Here is a 16,086-nt window from a genome sequence, read left to right on the forward strand (position 1 = left end):
CATCTGACTGGAGGCCGCAATGCCTGATCAATTCTACTACGCGCTGGAGGTAGCGCTGAACGGCCTGACGGCGGGGGTGATGTACGCGCTCGTGGCCTTGGGTTTCGTGCTGATCTTCAAGGCCAGCGGCATCTTCAACTTCGCACAGGGCGTGATGGCGCTGTTTGCAGCGCTGACGCTGGTGGGGCTGCAAGATGGGCAGATCCCGTTTTCACATCTGATCAACGCGATTTTTGGCACCGAACTGCACAATTTTGGCTGGAACATGCCGACGCTACTGGCCATTCCGGCGACCATGCTGGTGATGGTCGCCTTTGCCTGGGCGGTGGAGCGGCTGATCCTGCGCCACCTTATTAACCAAGAGCCGATCATCTTGTTCATGGCCACCATCGGGCTGGCCTATTTCCTCGAAGGTTTTGGCGACATCATGTGGGGAGCCGAGGTCAAGCGGCTGGATGTCGGCCTGCCGCAGGGCATGTCGGGCGCGCTGGAAGAGTTCACTTTTCAAACATTTGGCTATGGCTTCTATCTTGACCGGCTGGACATATGGGCCGCTGGAATCGCGGCCGCGCTCGTCGTGTCGCTGACGCTGTTTTCGCAATACACCAAGCAGGGGCGCGCCTTGCGCGCTGTGGCCGATGACCATCAGGCCGCCCTGTCAGTCGGCATTTCGTTGCGCGCGATCTGGGTGCTGACCTGGGCGATCGCCGGGTTCGTGGCGCTGGTCGCGGGCATCATGTGGGGGTCAAAATCGGGGGTCCAGTTCTCGCTGTCGCTGATCGCGCTGAAGGCACTGCCAGTGCTGATGCTGGGCGGTTTCACCTCGATCCCAGGGGCGATTGTCGGCGGTCTGATGATCGGCGTAGGCGAAAAACTGTTCGATTTCTTCTTGCAACCCGTCATCGGCGGAGCCACCGAAAACTGGTTCGCCTATATGCTGGCGCTGGCATTCCTGGTCTTCCGTCCGCAGGGGCTGTTTGGCGAAAAAATCATCGAGAGGGTGTAGGAATGTTGTTCAACACCTTGACGCAAAGGGAAAATCGCCATGCTGTATCGTGAGGCCGGGGATTTCAAATCCACCTACACCGCCGACAATCAGACTTTTCCGATCAAGTTTGACCGGAACGCCTATTACCTGACGATGGCTGTAGCCTTCGGGGTGGTGCCCTTCATCATCAACGACTATTGGGCGCAGGCAGTTGTCATCCCGTTCCTGATCTATGCCATTGCCGCGCTGGGGCTGAACATCCTGACGGGCTATTGCGGGCAGGTCAGCCTGGGCACTGGCGGGTTCATGGCGGTGGGTGCCTATGCGGCTTTCAAGATCATGACGGCCTTTCCGGGGCTGAACATCGTGTTGGTGATCGTGATGGCAGGGCTGGTCACCGCTGCCGTGGGCGTGCTGTTCGGCCTGCCCTCGCTCCGGATCAAGGGGTTCTATCTGGCGGTGGCCACGCTGGCCGCGCAATTTTTCCTCGTCTGGTTGTTCACGCGCGTACCGTGGTTTTTCAACTTTTCGGCTTCAGGGCAGATCAACGCGCCGACGCGCACGCTTTTGGGTGTGCCGGTTACGGGCGCGACAGCTTCGTCGGCGACAGTTTATCTGATTTGTCTATTCTTCGTTGTCGCGCTGGCGTGGTTGGCGCGCAACCTGACGCGCGGCACGCTGGGCCGGTCGTGGATGGCGGTGCGCGACATGGACATCGCAGCGGAAATCATCGGGGTGAACCCGTTGAAGGCAAAACTGACGGCCTTCGCGGTCTCGTCGTTCTACATCGGGATATCGGGGGCGCTGTTGTTCACCGTCTACCTCGGCGCGGTCGAGGCGGGTGAGGTCTTTGGCATCGACAAGTCGTTTCTGGTGCTCTTCATGGTGATCATCGGCGGGCTGGGGTCCATACTGGGCGCGTTTCTGGGGGCGTTTTTCCTGATCGTTGGCCCGGTGCTGCTGAAGCTTCTGCTGGTCGACAACCTGGGCTGGCCCACCGATCTGGCGGCGCATCTGGAAATCATGATCATCGGCGCGCTGATCTTGATCTTCCTGATCGCCGAGCCACACGGGCTGGCCGCGCTGTGGCGCACCATCAAAGAGAAACTGCGGCTCTGGCCCTTCCCCTATTGAGGGGGTGCCGCAGCGCTACACCGGGGCAACCCGGACAGACGTAAATGTCGTTTTATGGGAGGAGAAACCAATGAAAATGACCAAATTCGCCGCAGCATTTGCGGTGGCCATGACAACAGCGGTGCCGGTACTGGCGCAGGACCTACATTTTCCGTCGCTCAGCTACCGGACCGGGCCCTTCGCGGCAGGGGGCATCCCGTTCGCCGATGGCTATTCCGACTATCTGACGTTGATCAACGAGCGCGACGGCGGCATCGGCGGCTTGCGCATCCGGCAATCCGAATGCGAAACCGCTTATAACACCGAACGCGGGGTGGAGTGCTACCAGTCGATGCGCGGCGATGCGCCCATGGTACTGCAACCCCTGTCCACCGGGATCACCTATCAGCTGATCCCGCGCACGATCGAGGATCAGATCCCCATGCACACGATGGGCTATGGGCGTACCTCGGCGGTGAACGGGGAGGTGTTCAACTGGACCTTCAACTACCCCGCCACCTATTGGGACGCGGCGTCGGTCTTCATCAACCATGTGCTGGCGGAAAACAGCGGTGACCTGTCGGACAAGAAGATTGTATTGCTCTACCACAATTCGGCTTATGGGCGCGAACCGATCCGCACGCTGGAGCGGCTGAGTGAGACACATGGCTACACCTTCCTCAGCATCGGCGTGGACAGCCCCGGTCAGGAACAGGGCAGCCAGTGGTTGCAGATTCGGCGCGAACGGCCCGATTACGTCATCATGTGGGGATGGGGCGTGATGAACCCGACCGCGATTCAGGAAGCCGCCAACATCCGGTTCCCGATGGAGAATTTCTATGGCAACTGGTGGGCCGGGTCCGAGCAGGACGTGCGCGCGGCAGGCGAGGCCGCGCATGGCTACAAATCGCTGGCGATGCACCGCACCGGGCGCGATTACCCGATCTATGACGACATGCAGCAATATGTCATCGACGCCGGGCTTTACGCAGGCACGGGCGAAGAGGTCGGTACGGTGCTCTATTCGCGCGGGCTCTATGCGGCGATGCTGGCGGTAGAAGCCGCGAAAAAGGCACAGGAAATCCACGGTGTCACGGAAATCACGCCTGCGATGATGCGCGACGGAATGGAACAGCTGGAAATCACGGAAGCGCGGATGGCCGAACTGGGCCTGCCGAACTTTGGCCCGGCATTCTCGGTCAGCTGCCAAAACCACTCCGGTTCGGGCGAAGCGATGATCCAGCAATGGGATGCAAATGCCCAAACCTGGAATCTGATCACCGACTGGATCGCGCCCGACCGTGACCTGATCATGGAACTGGTTGCCGAAGACAGCCTGGCCTATGCGGCGGAGAACGCGATCACGCCCGCCTGCCTGAACTGAGGCCGGCTTGAACTGAGACCGGCTTGAACTGAGACCGGCCTAAAATGAACCCCTCCGGCGCGCGGCATGCTGCGCGCCGGCCCCTCCCCCGCCCAAGAAGTGGACCCGAACCCATGCTGGATGCCGGAAGACCTGACACCACCTTGCTGGAGGTCAACAATATCGAGGTGCTGTACAACCATGTCATCCTCGCGCTCAAAGGGGTCAGCCTGACCGTGCCGCAGGGCGGGATCACGGCGATTCTGGGCGGCAATGGCGCGGGTAAATCCACTACGCTGAAGGCGATCTCGAACCTGATCCACTCGGAACGCGGTGAGGTCACGAAGGGGAGCGTCCTCTACAAGGGACAGAATATCGTCGGCAAATCGCCTGCGGACCTTGTGTCGACCGGCGTCATTCAGGTGATGGAAGGTCGGCATTGCTTTGAACACCTGACGGTGGAGGAAAACCTGCTGACCGGCGCCTACACCCGGCGCGACGGGCGCGGCGCCACCGCTGCCGATCTGGAATTGGTCTATGAATATTTCCCCCGCCTGCGCGAACGGCGCAAATCTCAGGCGGGCTATACCTCGGGCGGGGAACAGCAGATGACCGCGATCGGCCGCGCGCTGATGTCACGCCCCGAGATGATCTTGCTCGATGAGCCGTCGATGGGCCTTGCCCCGCAACTGGTGGAACAGATCTTCGAGATCGTCAAACGCCTGAACGATGAACAGGGCGTCACCTTCCTGCTGGCCGAACAGAACACCAATGTGGCGCTGCGCTATGCGACCACCGGGTTCATTCTGGAATCAGGCCGCGTGGTGATGGAGGGCTCCGCCGAGGCCCTGCGCGAAAACCCTGACGTGAAGGAATTCTACCTCGGCATGTCCGACAAGGGCCGCAAAAGCTTTCGCGACGTGCGCAGCTATCGCCGCCGCAAACGCTGGCTGGCGTGAAGGAAACCGGAATCATGAGCCATTTCGATACCATGGAAACCCGCAGCAAGGATGCGCGCAATGCCGCGCAGTTGGCTGCCCTGAATACGCAGCTGGCGCGGGTCGCAGCAGCGCCCGGGGCCTGTCGCATCGACAGGTCGGCGCTGGCCGATCTCGCCGGACTGGCAGAACTGCCGGTGCTGCGAAAATCTGACCTCAGCGACTGGCAAAAAGCCGCGCCGCCCTTCGGCGGCATCGCCGTGCAGAATGTCGCGCAGGTATTCCAGTCGCCCGGGCCGATTTACGAACCCGGCGGGCTGGGCCATGACTGGTGGCGGCTGGGGCGGTTCTTGCATGCCACCGGCATCGGGGCGGGTGACATCGTGCAGAACTGTTTTGCTTATCATTTCGTGCCCGCAGGCATGATGTTTGACAACGCTGCCCGCGCCGTCGGGGCCATTGTGTTTCCAGCAGGCACCGGCCAGACCGAATTGCAGGTACGCGCGGCGGTGGACATCCGGACGACCGCCTATGCAGGCACGCCAGATTATCTGAAAGTCATCCTCGACAAGGCCGAGAGCATGGGCGCGACCCTGTCGATCACCCGTGCAGCTGTCGGGGGCGGTGCGCTTTTCCCGTCGCTGCGCCAGGAATATGCCGACCGGGGCATCACCTGCCGCCAGTGCTATGCCACCGCAGATCTGGGCAATATTGCCTACGAATCCGATGCGATGGAGGGCATGATCGTGGATGAGGGCGTGATCGTCGAAATCGTCCGCCCCGGCACCGGCATTCCCGTCCCCGAGGGTGAGGTCGGCGAGGTCCTCGTGACCACGCTTAACCCCGACTATCCGCTGATCCGCTTTGCCACCGGCGATCTGTCCGCCGTGTTGCCCGGCAGCAGCCCATGCGGGCGGACCAATATGCGCATCAAGGGCTGGATGGGCCGCGCCGACCAGACCACCAAGATCAAGGGCATGTTCGTGCGCCCCGAGCAGGTGGCAGCCTTCGTCGCGCGTCACCCCGACATCTTGCGCGCCCGCGTCATCGCCGGGCGCGAGGGCGAGATGGACATGCTGACCATCCGGGTCGAGACCCGCGCCACCGACCCCGAAGCCTATGCCGCAACCGTCATGGACACGCTGAAAATGCGCGGCAAAATCGAACTCGTCCCCCCCGGCAGTTTGCCCAATGATGGAAAAGTGATCGAAGATCTGCGCAGCTACGGCTAGACTTTCCTCAAGGCTGGGCGGAACCAGAAGCGGCTGCGCGCGGTTATGTTGTAATCGGCTTCCAAAATATGCCGGCCAAAACAAGGAGGATCGTGTCCAATGCTCATGCGCATAAGTCTGTCTGTACTGATGTCGCTTGCCCTCGCGCTGCCGGCAACGGCTGCGGGGATAGCCCTTATCATCGGCAACGAGGAGTATCAGTCCGCTGACGCCTCACGCGGGGCGGCGCAGGTATTGAGCAGCCGCAGCGCGCTGGAAACCGCTGGCTTCGAGGTCATCACCGGCGAGAACCTTTCGGGTGCGCAGATGCGGGACGCGCTGGCGCAGGTGCTGGATGCGCAGGGTGAAACCGGCGGCACTGACCGCGTTGTGATCGTGCTGTCAGGGCATTTCGCGATGTCGCAGCAATCGGCTTGGCTGATGGGCAGCGACATGGATGAACCCGGGCTGGCCCGCGCCGATGGCACCGGCCTTCGGCTTGATACCGTTCTGGAAATTGCCTCCGGGGCGGAACTGGGCGCTGTCGTGGTCCTGGCGCAGACCACGAACAGCGCCGATCTGGGCGCGCGGCTGGAGGGCGGTCTGCCACCCCGTCTGGCGATCCCACAAAATGTCGCCGTGGTGCGCGCCTCACCAGCGCGCGTCACACCCATGGTACGCGACCTGATGGTGCCAGGCACAACACTGGCCTCGGTGGTCGATGCCTCGCGCTTCCTTCAGGCCGATGGATATGTACCGCCGCTGATCCCCTTCCTGCCCGAAGGTTTTGCGCCCGCCGCCAATGCCGACCGGCAGGCCTGGGCCGATGCGCAGGAACGCGGCAGCGAGGCTGGGTATGACGCGTACCTTTCGAGCTTCCCACGCGGTATGTTCGCCGCCGAGGCACGAAGCGCCCGCGACCGCCTGCGCGCCACACCTGAGCGGGTCGAAGAGGCGCTGACCCTCACGCGTGACGAACGCCGCACCATCCAGCGCGACCTGACGCTTCTGGGTTTTGACACACGCGGTATCGACGGGATCTTTGGCCCGGGCACCCGGCGCGCCGTGACCGGCTGGCAGGATGTGAACGACATGAAAGGGACCGGTTTCCTGACGCGTGAACAGATCTTCACCATGGCCGCGCAGGCTGCCCGCCGCGCCGCAGAACTGGAAGAGGCAGAGCGCGCACGCCAAGCCGAGATCGAGCGCGCTGACCGTGCTTTCTGGCGCGATGTGGGCGCTGCGGGCGATGAGGCCGGACTGCGGGCGTATCTGGACCGCTACCCGGAGGGCGTCTTTGCCGAAGTCGCAACAGAACGGCTGGACGTGATCGAGGATGCGCGTCGCCGCGACGCAGAAGCCCGCGACCGCGCCGCTTGGCTGGACGCACGCGACCGCAACACGGTCGCCGCCTATGAGGAGTACCTGGCAGCCTATCCTGAAGGTGAGTTTGCTGCCACCGCCCGCGCCCAGATCGCAGAGCTGCGCCCGCAACCCCAACCGGAACCCACGCCGGAACCGGAACCCGCGCCCGAGGACACCTCGGCCCGCGATGCCGAGGCAGCGCTTGGTTTGCCGCAGATCACCCGCGTGCTGATCGAACGGCGGCTGCTGGCCGAAGGCTATGACCCAGGCGCGCTGGACGGGAACTTTGATGCCAATACCCGCGACGCGATCGCCGGTTTTCAGCAAGAAAACGGCCTGCCCGTCACCGGCTATCTGACACAAGGGCTGGTTGGGCAACTCGCCACGCAGGGCATTCTGGGCCTCTTCGAATAGGTCTTTGGCCACAGAGCTCTGGCCGCAGAACTCTGCCCCAGACACAGGCACCAGACACAGGCACCAGACACAGGCACCGGGGTAGGCTTGCGCGGCGCGAATGACGCAGCGTTAGCCGGGAATACCCCGGGGGCGGTGCTGCGGTTCTTCGGCGGATACGGGGCTGGCGCGCGCGCCAGCCCCGTATCCGGCCCCTCCCCGGCCCCTCCCCGGCGTAGAATCCGGTTTCATCGCCGCAGGGGATCGCCTATCACGGCGCAGCCCTTGCTCCGGAGAACCCGCATGACTCACGCCACCCCCACCCTGACCCGAAATCCCGCCGACCGGCTGATCGTGGCGCTGGATGTGCCCAATGTGCTGGACGGTATGGCGCTGGCCGAAAAGCTGGGCGATAGCGTGTCCTTCTACAAGATCGGGCTTGGCATGCTGACCGGTGGCGGCTTGGCACTCGCCAATGAGCTGAAGCAAGAGCACGGCAAACGCGTGTTTCTGGACATGAAGTTCTTCGACATCCCCGCCACGGTCGAGGCCGCCGTCCGCGGTATCGCCCAGTACGGGCTGGATTTCCTGACGGTGCACGGTGACCCGCATGTCGTGCGCGCCGCGAAAGAAGGGGCAGCCGGGACAGGGCTGCAAATTTTGGGCGTGACGGTGCTGACCTCGCTTGACCGGGCCGATCTGGATGACTGCATGATCCGGCCCGGCGACATCACCGAAATCACCCTGGAACGCGCTGCCCGCGCGCTGGAGGCAGGGGCCGATGGTGTGATCGCCAGCCCGCTGGAGGCCGCGCTGATCCGTGCCCTGCCGCAGGCGGCAGGTCGGTTGATCGTCACCCCCGGCGTACGCCCGACAGGCAGTGCGGCAGGCGACCAGAAACGGATCGCGACGCCAGCACAGGCCATTGCCGACGGGGCCGACCATATCGTGGTGGGCCGCCCGGTCTGGCAGGCCGCCGACCCGCGCGCCGCAGCCCGTTCCATCCACAAAGAACTGGCCTCTCAGGCTGATCGCGGCTGATCTTGCTTCCCTTTCCCCCGCGTTGCCGCCATGATTGTATCGGCGGCGGCGCGCCTTCGCGCGACATATGTCCCGCATCCGCGATTTTGACACGTTGCATTAACCCGCTGTTTCCGAATTTGACCTACCCCCGTTTTCAACCTTTCAGCTTGACAGGCAGGCCCTATGGACGTTTTGATCTTGTTGCTTGAGGGGAACGTAATCCCGCTGCTGATCGCGCTTTTCCTCATCATTTCCGTGTTCAAGGGCATCAAGATCGTCCCGCAATCCGAGAAATATGTTGTCGAACGCTTTGGCCGCCTGCGCGCGGTGCTGGGGCCGGGAATCAACATGATCGTGCCATTCATCGATACGGTAGCGCACCGCATCTCGGTGCTGGAACGTCAGTTGCCCAATACGCGGCAGGATGCGATCACCACCGACAACGTGCTGGTGCAGGTCGAAACCTCGGTATTCTACCGCATCATGGAGCCTGAAAAGACCGTCTACCGCATCCGTGATATCGACGCCGCGATCCAGACCACGGTGGCGGGCATCGTACGGTCGGAAATCGGCACGATGGAACTGGATGAAGTGCAGGCCAACCGCGCCCGCCTGACCACCCGTATCCGCGAAGCGATCAAGGAGGTTGTGGACGACTGGGGCATCGAAGTAACGCGCGCCGAACTGCTGGACGTGAACCTCGATGAAGCGACGCGCACCGCCATGCTGCAACAACTCAACGCCGAACGCGCCCGCCGCGCCCAGGTGACCGAGGCTGAGGGCGCGCGCCGCGCGGTCGAACTGCAATCGGACGGCGAACTCTACGCCGCCGAACAAGAGGCCAAGGCCCGCCGCATCCTTGCCGATGCGGAAGCCTATGCCACCGGCGTGATCGCCGACGCCATCGCCAAGAACGGCCTGGAGGCCGCGCAATACCAGGTCGCGCTGAAACAGGTCGAGGCGTTGGCAAAAGTCGGTGCGGGCGAAGGCAAGCAGACCATCATCGTGCCCGCGCAGGCGCTGGAAGCCTTCGGGGATGCCTTCCGTATGTTGCAGGGCCGGGGAAAATGAGCGTCGCGGGCATCTCTGCCTGGGCGCTTTGGGTGGCCTTCGGGCTGGCCATCGCCATTCTGGAATTGTTCGTGACAGGCTATATCTTCGCCGGGTTCGCATTGGGGGCGCTGGCCACCGGCGCGATTCTGGGCTTCGGCCTGCCGGGTGCGGGCTGGGTCGGTGCATCGCTGACCAATAGCATTGTGGTGTTTTCGGTGGTCTCGGTGCTTGCGTGGCTGGCCTTGCGCCAGACCTTGGGACTGCGCAAAGGCCAGGCACGCACCTTCGACCACGACATAAACGAGGACTGAACAGGTCCCGGGCTTCGAGCATTGCGAATTTAGGGCGCGCGTTGCGCTTCTGACCGCGACCTGACCGCAGCGGGCCTTGCGCAACCCCGGCGGTGTTGGAGGTTGATCGCGCTGCCCGCCTCAGACCGTAATTGCCGTAGTCTGAAAAACCGTCCGCAGCGCGAAGCCCGATTGCATCTGCGCCACGCCGGGCAGCCGGGTCAGATAGCGGCGGTGGATGCGGGCGAAGTCCTCGGTGTCTTCTACCGCGACTTTCAGCAGGTAATCCGCCGACCCGGCCATCAGGTGGCATTCCAGCACATCGGGGACGCGGGCGACCTCTCGCTCGAACGCGTCAAGAATGTCGTCGCTTTGCCCCGCCAGCCGGATCTCAACAAAAACCGTGGTCTGGCGCCGCATCTTCCGGCGGTCCAGCAGCGCCACATAGTCGCGCACGATCCCGTCGGTTTCCAGACGCTGCACGCGACGATGGCAGGCCGATTGCGACAGGTTAACCTGCTCCGCAAGATCAGCGTTGGAAATCCGGCCATCGCGTTGCAGCACGGTCAAGATACGTCGGTCGGTTGCGTCTAGCTGCATTGCAGCACAATCCTCTGCGGTGTTTTGGCGGTATGGCGCAAGTAAACGCACAAGATAGAGCCGGTTTCCAGAAGAATTGACAAGGAACGCCCCCGCCCCGCTGATAAAATGCACCATACCAACCGGAGGAGAAGACAATGCTGATCGGATGCCCCAAGGAAATCAAACCGCAAGAGTTTCGCGTGGGCCTGACGCCCGATGCCGCGCGTGAATGCGTGACCAACGGCCATGACGTGATCGTCGAGGGTGGCGCGGGCCTTGGCGCAGGCTTCACCGATGACGATTACACCGCCGCGGGTGCCAGCGTGGTCGAGACCGCCGCCGAGATATTTGCCCGCGCAGATCTGGTCATCAAGGTCAAGGAACCGCAAAAGGTCGAACGTGCGCAGCTGCGCGCAGGCCAGATCCTGTTCACCTATCTGCATCTGGCCCCAGACCCCGAACAGACCGCCGACCTCTTGGCCAGCGGAGTCACCGCCATCGCCTATGAGACCGTCACCGATGATCGGGGCGGCCTGCCGCTGCTGGCGCCGATGTCCGAGGTCGCGGGCCGTCTGGCACCGCAGGTCGGCGCATGGGCGTTGCAAAAGGCCAATGGCGGGCGCGGTGTCTTGATGGGCGGCGTGCCCGGCGTTGCGCCCGCGCGTGTCGTGGTGATCGGCGGCGGCGTCGTGGGCACCCATGCTGCACGGATAGCTGCAGGAATGGGTGCCGATGTGACCGTGCTTGACCGGTCGCTGGCGCGTCTGCGGTATCTGGACGATGTGTTCAGCGGCCAGTTCCGCACCGGCTATGCCAGTGCTGCTGCCACGCTGGATCTGGTGACCAGCGCCGACATGGTCATCGGCGCGGTGCTGATCCCGGGTGCTGCCGCGCCCAAACTGGTGCGCCGGGCCGACCTGTCGGCGATGAAACCCGGCGCCGTGCTGGTGGATGTGGCAATTGACCAGGGCGGGTGCTTCGAGACTTCGCACGCCACCACGCATCACGACCCGATCTACGAGGTGGACGGCATCGTGCATTACTGCGTCGCCAATATGCCCGGCGCGGTGGCGCGGTCGTCAACGCAGGCATTGGGAAATGCCACTCTGCCCTATCTGATCGCGCTGGCGAACAAGGGCTGGAAGGCCGCCTGTACCGAAGACCCTCACCTGCTGGCCGGGCTGAACACCCATGCAGGTCACCTGACCTATTTCGCTGTTGGCAAAGCGCTGGGGTTGGACGTTCTGGCCCCGCAACTGGCGCTGAAGGTCTGAAGCCCAGTGGCCGGCGGACCGTACCACGCGGCCCGCCGTCCGCGCCTCAGCGCTGACCAGCCTTCAGGGCATCGCGAATTTCCATCAGCAACTCCTCAGCTGTAGGCCCTTTGGGAACCTCAGGGGCGACGGGCACGACCGGAACCGCTACCTGACGGCGCACGGTGGCATCCTTCATGCGGTTCACCGCCTTGACCAGCAAGAACACCACCCAGGCGACGATCAGGAACTTGATCACGGAATTGACGAAATTGCCGTACATGAATTGCGCCTCGCCAAAGCCGAAGCTCAGCGCGCCGAAATCGACCCCACCGATGAAAATGCCCAGAAACGGGTTGATAAGATCCTCGACCATCGAGGTGACGATCGCGGTGAACGACGCCCCGATGATGATGCCGACCGCCATGTCGATGACGTTCCCCTTGGCGATGAATATCTTGAATTCTCTCAGCATGTGCGGCTCCGAAACTAAAAATGCATCGCGCGATAAAAGGGGTTCTGGTTAATCAGTCAAGACTGATTAGATAACGGGCCCAAAGCACCGTGCCCCGCCGTTTCGCCGCCTATGGATCGTTGGTGCGTGGATCCAGCGGCGTACGCCGCGCAATCTGCCTCAGAAAGGACCCGACAGCATGACCACCCTCGCCGATTTCGCCATCGCGAAACGCTGGCCGCCACGCAACCCCGGCGCAATCCAGCTTTATTCGTTCCCCACGCCGAACGGCGTCAAGGTCTCTATCGCGCTGGAAGAGATGGGGCTGCCCTATGATGCCCATAAAATCAGCATTATGGACGGTGACCAGAAAACGCCCGAGTTTCTGGCGATCAGCCCTAACAACAAGATCCCCGCGATCATCGACCCCGATGGCCCCGGGGGCGCGCCGCTCACATTGTTCGAATCCGGCGCGATCCTGATCTATCTGGCCGAGAAATCCGGGAAACTGCTGCCCAAGGACCCCGCCGCGCGCGCGCACGTCATCCAGTGGCTGATGTTCCAGATGGGCGGCGTGGGGCCGATGTTTGGGCAGTTGGGATTTTTCTACGCCATGGGCGGCAAGGACATGACCGATCCGACCGCGCGCGACCGATACATCGGCGAGGCTTCGCGCCTGCTGGGTGTGCTGGATGGGCAACTGGCCGGACGCGACTGGGTGGCAGGGGAATATTCCATTGCCGACATCGCTTTGGCCCCGTGGGTGCGGACGCTGCGCGATTTCTACAAGGCGGGTGAGGTCGTTGGCTTGGCCAGCCACGCCAACATCGCCCGTTGGATGGCCGCGTTCGAAGGGCGCGATGCCGTGCAGCGCGGGCTGGTACAGCCGCCGCGCGACTGAGGCCGCAGCCTGGTTTGATGGGCGCGCGGTCGTCAGCGCCGCGCCCCCATCACCATCTTGCAAGACAACCGTACCTGCCCTGCCCGGAAAAATCCGGCATCGGTGCGGCGCCCAGCCACGCCCGGGATCAGGACACGCGGCGGCGGCGCCGGTTCACCGGGGCAATTCCCCCGTCATCACATAGCGCAACACCTCGGCAACCTGCGCGGGCGTTGCCGCGACGGCCAGCGCCGCGGCATCGACCTCTTTCAAAGCATGGGCGTGGTCAGGTCCATGCAGCACGATCAGCGACTTACCCAGCGCTGCGGCAAACCCGGCGTCGAAGGCGGCATTCCATTGCTTGTACTGCTCGCCAAAGCGCACCACCACCACATCAGCCCCGGCAATCGCGCGGCGCGTACGGACCGCGTTGAGCTTCGCGCCCTTGTGGTCGTGCCAGAATTTGTCGGCCTCGGCCCCCAGAATCGCCACACCGCAATCGTCCGATGCGGCATGATCAGTCACAGGCCCGCTGAAGGCGATGTCCAGCCCGGCGCAGGCTCCCGTGATCTGTTCGCGCCAGTCGGTGTGAATTTCGCCTGCAAGGTAAACGCTCAAGGTCATTGATTTCTCCTTTCCCGGGTAGCTTCCGGCGCGACAACCGCGCCACCACCGGCGATGAAAGCGCGACGGCGCCCGCATGTTGTGTTGCCCAGTCCAGGTTTCTGTGGCAAGACAAAATGACAAAACCAAACCGATGAGTTCACTTATGCCCGATTATCCCGCCCGCCGCACGATGATGGTCGACACGCAGATCCGGCCATCGGATGTGACCAAATTTCCGATTATCGACGCCTTCCTGCGCATCCCGCGCGAAGTCTTTGTGCCCCCCCACCTGCGCGAGGCCGCCTATGCCGGCGAAAACCTGATGCTGGGCGACGGGAACCGCTGCGTGCTGGAGCCGCGGACGCTGGCTAAAATGCTGGACGCGCTGAACATCTCCCGGTCCGAGTTGGTGCTGGATGTGGGCTGCGGGCTGGGCTATTCCACCGCCGTGATCGCGCAACTGGCGCAGGCAGTGGTAGGGGTCGAGGCCAATGACAGCTTCGCCGCCGAGGCGCAGACGAACCTTGGCGCACAGGCCATCGACAATGCGGTCGTTCAGAACGGCCCGCTGACCGACGGCGACGCACAGCATGGTCCTTATGACGTGATCGTCGTGCAGGGCGGGGCCGAGGTTTTTCCCGAAACTCTCGCCGCGCAGTTGAAAGACGGCGGGCGCGTGGCTTGCCTGTTCATGTCCGGCGCGTTGGGTGTCGTGCGGCTGGGCGTGCACCAGCATGGGACCATTGCGTGGCGCGACATTTTCAATGCCGCTGCCCCGGTGATTGCAGGGTTCGGGAAAACGCCCGAATTCACGCTCTGACCGATGACGGATAAGGCCCTTGGCTGCGGGGTTCCCTGCGCCCGCGCGCGCAGCGCGACACTGCAGGGTCCGGTTTTTCGCATGTAGCATGCGGAGGAATGATAGCCCGAGGTGCACCGCGCAAGGATGTCGCGGGACGCGCCATCGCCCAATAACTTGCGGCACAACAGCGCCGCACCCTAGCAAGGTGGCACATATCAAATGGTTGGTGGCATGATCAGAACGGTCATTTTCGGCGCGGCACTGGCTGCGGCAACACTGGTACCGACGGGATCGCGGGCGCAAAGCCTGGCCGACACCCTGATCGCGGCCTATCGCACGTCGAACCTGCTGGAACAGAACCGCGCCACTTTGCGCGCAGCGGATGAAGACGTAGCCATCGCGCTGGCGACCCTGCGCCCGGTTGTCAACTTTGTCGCGCGCGGCGGGATAAGCCGCAGCACTGGCGCAGCAGGGGTGGCGCAAACCAGCACAACCGCCTCGCTCGACCTCAGTGCAGAGGTGACGCTGCTGGATTTTGGGCGCGGGCAACTTGCAAAAGATGCCGCACGCGAGCAGGTTCTGGCGGTGCGTCAGGCGCTGATCGGGGTAGAGCAAAACGTGTTGCTAAACGCCGTCGGGGCCTTCATGGACACGCGCAATGCGCTCGAAACCGTTGCCCTGCGTGAAGCCAATGTGCGGCTGATCACGCGCGAATTGCGTGCGACCGAGGAACGGTTTTCCGTGGGAGAGGTGACGCGCACCGACATCGCCATCGCCGAGGCCCGGCTGGCAGGTGCCCGCGCGCAGCTTGCCGCCGCGCAGGGCGATCTGGCGGCAGCCCGCGAAGGCTACAAGCTGGTTACCGGGGCCTATCCGACCCAACTGGGCACGCCGCCGTCGCTGCCCCGCACCGCCGCCAGCCTGTCGGCCGCCCAAGACATCGCGCGGGTTACCCATCCCGCCATCAAACAGGCCCAGCACGAGGTCACCGCCGCCGAACTCAACGCCGAACGCGCCCTCGCCGCGCGCCACGGCAGCGTCAGCGCCTCGGCCAGTACGGGCCTCAGCGCCCGTGACCCGGGGAATGGCGGGCCGAACGCCAGCATCGGGCTGACCTATCAACGCCCGATCTACCAGGGTGGCCGCCTGTCGGCGACCCACCGTCAGGCCTTGGCACGTCGTGATGCCGCGCGCGCCGCGCTGCACCAGACCGTGGCCGAAGTATTGCAGAATGTCGCGAATTCCTGGGCCAATGTTGCCGTGGCCAGCGCGCAGCTGCAGTCGACAGGGCTTCAAGTCACCGCGTCGCAGACCGCCTATGACGGCGTGCGCGAAGAGGCGACGCTGGGCACCCGCACCATTCTGGACGTGCTGAACGCCGAGCAGGAACTTCTGAACGCCCGTACCTCGCGGCTGAGCGCACAGGCCACCCAGCAGACCGCCAGCTATGCGGTGCTTGGCGCAATGGGGCTTCTGACCGTCGACTATCTGAACCTTGGCATCCCGACCTATGACCCCGAAGCGTATTTCAACGCGGTGCAAAACGCCCCCGTCACCTCGCGGCAGGGCGAGGCGCTGGACCGGGTGCTGCGCACGATCGGGCGCCCCTAAGGCAACAGGCGGGCCAGAGGCGCCTGAAAAAAAGGCAATCCGGCAGGAAACTGCCGGATTTTTCCGTTGATACTATGGCGACATCACGGGTTTGGCGCGGAATTGATGGTGGCCCCGAGCAACACAGCGACGAAGCCCATTGACTGCGGGCAGTTGTCACA

16 protein-coding genes are annotated in these 16,086 nt (G+C 63.4%); 13 read left to right on the forward strand and 3 right to left on the reverse strand.

Annotated features, from left to right (window positions below):
* The first annotated feature begins 19 nt into the window (after positions 1–19).
* From H9529_RS07475 to H9529_RS07515, 9 genes are all read left to right on the forward strand, one after another.
* On the forward strand, positions 20–1,006 hold the full coding sequence (locus tag H9529_RS07475) for a branched-chain amino acid ABC transporter permease (RefSeq protein WP_092887653.1): 987 nt from the start codon (positions 20–22) through the stop codon (positions 1,004–1,006).
* A 39-nt stretch (positions 1,007–1,045) separates the two neighbouring features.
* Positions 1,046–2,122, forward strand: coding sequence for a branched-chain amino acid ABC transporter permease (locus H9529_RS07480; RefSeq protein ID WP_092887650.1), 1,077 nt, complete (start codon positions 1,046–1,048; stop codon positions 2,120–2,122).
* Positions 2,123–2,192: 70 nt separating this feature from the next.
* Positions 2,193–3,485, forward strand: coding sequence for an ABC transporter substrate-binding protein (locus H9529_RS07485; RefSeq protein WP_397544890.1), 1,293 nt, complete (start codon positions 2,193–2,195; stop codon positions 3,483–3,485).
* A 113-nt stretch (positions 3,486–3,598) separates the two neighbouring features.
* Positions 3,599–4,423 (forward strand): ABC transporter ATP-binding protein, encoded by an 825-nt coding sequence (locus H9529_RS07490; protein WP_092887647.1) that lies wholly within the window; start codon positions 3,599–3,601, stop codon positions 4,421–4,423.
* A 14-nt stretch (positions 4,424–4,437) separates the two neighbouring features.
* Positions 4,438–5,634 carry a phenylacetate--CoA ligase family protein gene (locus tag H9529_RS07495; protein ID WP_092887644.1) on the forward strand — a complete coding sequence of 399 codons (1,197 nt, stop codon included), beginning with the start codon at positions 4,438–4,440 and terminating at the stop codon, positions 5,632–5,634.
* Between the two features lie 99 nt (positions 5,635–5,733).
* On the forward strand, positions 5,734–7,392 hold the full coding sequence (locus H9529_RS07500; protein WP_092887640.1) for a peptidoglycan-binding domain-containing protein: 1,659 nt from the start codon (positions 5,734–5,736) through the stop codon (positions 7,390–7,392).
* Positions 7,393–7,674: 282 nt separating this feature from the next.
* Positions 7,675–8,412 carry an orotidine-5'-phosphate decarboxylase gene (pyrF, locus tag H9529_RS07505; protein ID WP_092887637.1) on the forward strand — a complete coding sequence of 246 codons (738 nt, stop codon included), beginning with the start codon at positions 7,675–7,677 and terminating at the stop codon, positions 8,410–8,412.
* A gap of 165 nt (positions 8,413–8,577) precedes the next feature.
* The gene (locus H9529_RS07510; protein ID WP_092887634.1) at positions 8,578–9,465 is read left to right on the forward strand and encodes an SPFH domain-containing protein; all 888 of its coding nucleotides are present in this window, start codon (positions 8,578–8,580) and stop codon (positions 9,463–9,465) included.
* The gene (locus tag H9529_RS07515) at positions 9,462–9,758 is read left to right on the forward strand and encodes an NfeD family protein (protein ID WP_092887632.1); all 297 of its coding nucleotides are present in this window, start codon (positions 9,462–9,464) and stop codon (positions 9,756–9,758) included. Before H9529_RS07510 ends, H9529_RS07515 begins: the two co-directional genes overlap by 4 nt.
* A gap of 120 nt (positions 9,759–9,878) precedes the next feature.
* Here the strand turns inward: H9529_RS07515 and H9529_RS07520 are convergent, their stop codons facing one another.
* Positions 9,879–10,337: an Lrp/AsnC family transcriptional regulator gene (locus H9529_RS07520; protein ID WP_092887627.1), complete on the reverse strand. Its 459-nt coding sequence runs from the start codon at positions 10,335–10,337 to the stop codon at positions 9,879–9,881.
* 137 nt (positions 10,338–10,474) lie between these two features.
* On the opposite strand from H9529_RS07520, the gene ald reads away from it, so the two are divergent.
* Positions 10,475–11,593, forward strand: coding sequence for an alanine dehydrogenase (ald, locus tag H9529_RS07525; protein ID WP_092887624.1), 1,119 nt, complete (start codon positions 10,475–10,477; stop codon positions 11,591–11,593).
* A 46-nt stretch (positions 11,594–11,639) separates the two neighbouring features.
* On the opposite strand, the gene mscL is transcribed toward ald, so the two are convergent.
* Complete coding sequence (gene mscL, locus H9529_RS07530; RefSeq protein ID WP_092887621.1) at positions 11,640–12,047, reverse strand: large conductance mechanosensitive channel protein MscL; 408 nt, start codon at positions 12,045–12,047, stop codon at positions 11,640–11,642.
* A 178-nt stretch (positions 12,048–12,225) separates the two neighbouring features.
* Between mscL and H9529_RS07535 the strand changes: the two genes are divergently transcribed.
* Positions 12,226–12,927 (forward strand): glutathione S-transferase N-terminal domain-containing protein, encoded by a 702-nt coding sequence (locus H9529_RS07535; protein ID WP_092887618.1) that lies wholly within the window; start codon positions 12,226–12,228, stop codon positions 12,925–12,927.
* Positions 12,928–13,080: 153 nt separating this feature from the next.
* Here H9529_RS07535 and H9529_RS07540 read toward each other — a convergent pair whose 3' ends face one another.
* Positions 13,081–13,530: a YtoQ family protein gene (locus H9529_RS07540; protein WP_092887615.1), complete on the reverse strand. Its 450-nt coding sequence runs from the start codon at positions 13,528–13,530 to the stop codon at positions 13,081–13,083.
* A 145-nt stretch (positions 13,531–13,675) separates the two neighbouring features.
* Between H9529_RS07540 and H9529_RS07545 the strand changes: the two genes are divergently transcribed.
* Together H9529_RS07545 and H9529_RS07550 are read left to right on the forward strand one after the other, a co-directional pair.
* The gene (locus tag H9529_RS07545) at positions 13,676–14,332 is read left to right on the forward strand and encodes a protein-L-isoaspartate O-methyltransferase family protein (RefSeq protein ID WP_092887612.1); all 657 of its coding nucleotides are present in this window, start codon (positions 13,676–13,678) and stop codon (positions 14,330–14,332) included.
* 213 nt (positions 14,333–14,545) lie between these two features.
* Positions 14,546–15,925 carry a TolC family outer membrane protein gene (locus tag H9529_RS07550; protein WP_092887609.1) on the forward strand — a complete coding sequence of 460 codons (1,380 nt, stop codon included), beginning with the start codon at positions 14,546–14,548 and terminating at the stop codon, positions 15,923–15,925.
* The last annotated feature ends 161 nt before the right edge of the window (positions 15,926–16,086 follow it).

The sequence above is a fragment of the Roseicitreum antarcticum genome (assembly GCF_014681765.1).
In the GTDB taxonomy this organism is placed as follows: Bacteria; Pseudomonadota; Alphaproteobacteria; order Rhodobacterales; family Rhodobacteraceae; genus Roseicitreum; species Roseicitreum antarcticum.